Annotated in this window: 5 protein-coding genes; 2 read left to right on the forward strand and 3 right to left on the reverse strand. The window is 71.0% G+C overall.

The window, feature by feature from the left end; translation table 11 throughout:
* The coding region (locus APM_RS10545) for a (deoxy)nucleoside triphosphate pyrophosphohydrolase (RefSeq protein ID WP_241763139.1) at nucleotides 1–386 on the forward strand (386 nt) is incomplete at its 5' end.
* A 14-nt stretch (nucleotides 387–400) separates the two neighbouring features.
* Nucleotides 401–1,159 carry a molybdopterin-binding protein gene (locus APM_RS10550; protein WP_039888292.1) on the forward strand — a complete coding sequence of 253 codons (759 nt, stop codon included), beginning with the start codon at nucleotides 401–403 and terminating at the stop codon, nucleotides 1,157–1,159.
* Nucleotides 1,160–1,171: 12 nt separating this feature from the next.
* On the opposite strand, the gene APM_RS10555 is transcribed toward APM_RS10550, so the two are convergent.
* The 3 genes from APM_RS10555 to nadC all read right to left on the reverse strand — a co-directional run bounded on the left by APM_RS10555 (nucleotide 1,172) and on the right by nadC (nucleotide 2,910).
* Nucleotides 1,172–1,474 (reverse strand): hypothetical protein, encoded by a 303-nt coding sequence (locus APM_RS10555; RefSeq protein WP_007423360.1) that lies wholly within the window; start codon nucleotides 1,472–1,474, stop codon nucleotides 1,172–1,174.
* A gap of 101 nt (nucleotides 1,475–1,575) precedes the next feature.
* A complete protein-coding gene (locus tag APM_RS10560; protein ID WP_007423361.1) occupies nucleotides 1,576–2,058 on the reverse strand; it encodes a DUF3429 domain-containing protein in 483 nt (160 codons plus the stop codon).
* A gap of 6 nt (nucleotides 2,059–2,064) precedes the next feature.
* Nucleotides 2,065–2,910, reverse strand: a complete 846-nt coding sequence (gene nadC, locus APM_RS10565; RefSeq protein ID WP_007423362.1) for a carboxylating nicotinate-nucleotide diphosphorylase — start codon at nucleotides 2,908–2,910, stop codon at nucleotides 2,065–2,067.
* Between the last annotated feature and the right edge of the window lie 71 nt (nucleotides 2,911–2,981).

Raw genomic sequence — 2,981 nt, forward strand, 5'->3', positions numbered from 1 at the left:
CGTGGCCGCCTGCGCGCTGGTCGATATCGAGGGGCGGATCCTGCTCGCCCGGCCGCCCGCCCGGCAAGAAGATGGCCGGGCTGTGGGAGTTTCCGGGCGGCAAGCTCGCACCCGGCGAAACCCCCGAACGGGCGCTGGTGCGGGAGATGGAGGAGGAACTCGGCATTTTGCTCCGCGAGGAGGATGTCGCCCCGTTCGCCTTCGCCTCGCACGCCTATGACCAGTTCCATCTGCTGATGCCGCTCTACCTCGCCCGCCGCTGGAGCGGCACGCCCGAGCCGCGCGAGGGCCAGGCGCTGGCCTGGGTGCCGCCGGACCGGCTCGACGAATATCCGATGCCGCCGGCCGACCGACCGCTGCTGCCGCTGCTGCGCGATTTTCTGTGATCCGGGAGACCGACATGCCCAGCAATCCCACCGCCGCCATCCTGATCATCGGCAACGAGATCCTCTCCGGCCGGACGCAGGACGTGAACACGAAATTCATCGCCGGCCGCCTGGCCGCGCTCGGCCACCGGCTGGAAGAGGTGCGGGTGGTGCCGGATGTCGCCGAGCGGATCATCCGCGCGGTCAATGAGCTGCGCGCCGCCTATGACAACGTGTTCACCACCGGCGGCATCGGGCCGACGCATGACGACATCACCAGCGAGTGCATCGCCGCCGCCTTCGGCGTGCCCTGGGAAAAGCACCAGGAAAGCTGGGACGCGCTGGAGCGGCATCTCGGCCACGAGCAGTTCAACGAGGCGCGGCAGCGCATGGCGATGCTGCCGCGCGGCGCCGTGCCGATTCCCAACTCGGTCTCGATCGCGCCGGGGTTCTCCATCGGCAACGTGCATGTGATGGCCGGCGTGCCGCGGATCATGCAGGCGATGTTCGCGGGGCTGGAGACGGTGCTGGCGCGCGGCACGCCGATCGCGATGCGGGCGGTGCACGGGCTGCGGGTGAAGGAAGGCAGCATCGCCGCCGGGCTGTCGGCCATCCAGGCGCGGTATCCGCAGGTCGATGTCGGCAGCTATCCGTTCTACCGCGAATCCGGCAGCGGGGTGGCCGTCGTCGTCAAGGGCACGGATGTCGAGGCGCTGGAGGCCGCGATCGGCGAGGCGGAGTCGCTGATCGCGGCGGAGGGCATCACGCCGGTCCGGGGCGAACCGCCGGTATGATGCCCGGTGTGATCAGCGATCGTCGTCGCCGCCGAGCGGCAGGCTGAAGCCGAAGGACAGTCCTGCCGGGAAGGATGGCGCGTAGTAGGCCGGCGGCGGCGGCGCATAATAGGCTGGCGGCGGCGGCGCGTAATAGCGGGGCGGCGGCGGCGGCGCGTAATAGACCGGCGGGGGCGGCGCGTAATAGGCCGGCGGACCGGCGATGCCGATCGAAAAGCTCGGGCCGCCATCCCAGTCCGCGTGGGCGACGCCGGTCGCGGCGAAGGCGACACAGGCGGCCATCGCGCCGCCGACGATGATGCTGGTTCGCTTCATGTAGGCATCTCCTGATCGATGATCGCAATCTGGCAGGAGAATGCGGCGGAATTCGGCGATGGCGCTTTACCGCCGGATGAAATTGCGTTCATCCGGGAGGCTCAGCCCTGGCGCATGCCCACCGCCTCGATGAACAGCGCGACGATCAGCACCGCGAGCACGACGATCGAGATCGCCCAGCGCAGGGCGAGGTAGTTCCCCGGCACGATGTCGCGCCCGCGCCCGACCGTCTCTGCCACGATGGTGGCGAAGAAGCCGGCGATCAGGATCGCGATGGCGAGGCGCGGGGCCTGCGCCAGCGAGAGGACGAGCAGCGCCAGCCAGCCGACCAGCGCCGGCAGCACGCCGAACAGCAGGCGCTGGTTGTTCAGCCGCGCCTCGGGCACCACGCCGCCCGGCTCCAGCGCGAAGCCCCAGTGCACCGCGCCGAGAAAGGCGAGGATGCAGGCGCCGTAATCGATCATCACCGTGGTCGCGAGCGGGGCGCGCGTCGGGTCGGTGACGATGACGGCGAGGCCGGCGAGGAAGGGGATCAGCCCGGCGATACCGAGCAGGATGGCGATGGTGAAGGGAGCGCGGTTCATGCGCGCTTATGTCATGAAATCGAGCCCGATATCCAGCACCCGCGCGCTGTGGGTGAGCCACCCCGCCGAGATCAGGTCGACCCCGGTTTCGGCGATGGCGGGGGCGCTCTCCGGGGTGATCCGGCCGGAGGCCTCGGTGATCGCGCGGCCCTTCGCCATCGCGACGGCGCGGCGCAGGGTGGCGGGGTCCATGTTGTCGAGCAGGACGGCATCCGCCCCGGCCTCCAGCGCCTCGGCGAGCTGGTCGAGCCGGTCGACCTCGCATTCGATCTTCACCAGATGGCCGACCGCGGCGCGGGCGCGGCGCACCGCGAGGCCGACGCCGCCGGCGATGGCGATGTGGTTGTCCTTGATCAGCACCGCGTCATCGAGCCCGAAGCGGTGATTGGCGCCGCCGCCGCAGCGCACGGCGTATTTCTGCAAGGCCCGCAGGCCGGGAATGGTCTTGCGCGTGCAGGTGATCCGCGCCCCGGTATGGGCGATCGCGGCGGCGATGCCGGCTGTGGCGGTGGCGACGCCCGAAAGCTGGCCGAGAAAGTTGAGCGCCGTCCGCTCGGCCGAAAGGATGGCGCGCGCCTTCCCCTCGATCCGCGCGATCACGTCGCCGGGCGCGACGGCGCCGCCATCCGGGATGAGGATGTCGAGCGCCAGCGATGGATCGAGCAGGTCGAAGGCGATGGCGGCGCAGCCGAGGCCGGCGATCGTCCCCGGCTCGCGGGCGACGAAGGCGACGGCGGCGCGGCTGTCGTCCGGGATCACCGCCTCGGCGGTGATGTCGCCGGCGCGGCCGAGATCCTCGAGCAGGGCGGCGCGCACCGCGGGTTCGATCATGATGCGGGGCAACGGGGTCATGCGGCGTGGGGCCTTTGCGCGAGGGCGGCGGCGCGGGCGAGGGCGGCCGCCTGGGTGAGATCGGAATGGCG

The sequence above is a fragment of the Acidiphilium sp. PM genome (assembly GCF_000219295.1).
Lineage (GTDB): Bacteria > Pseudomonadota > Alphaproteobacteria > Acetobacterales > Acetobacteraceae > Acidiphilium > Acidiphilium multivorum.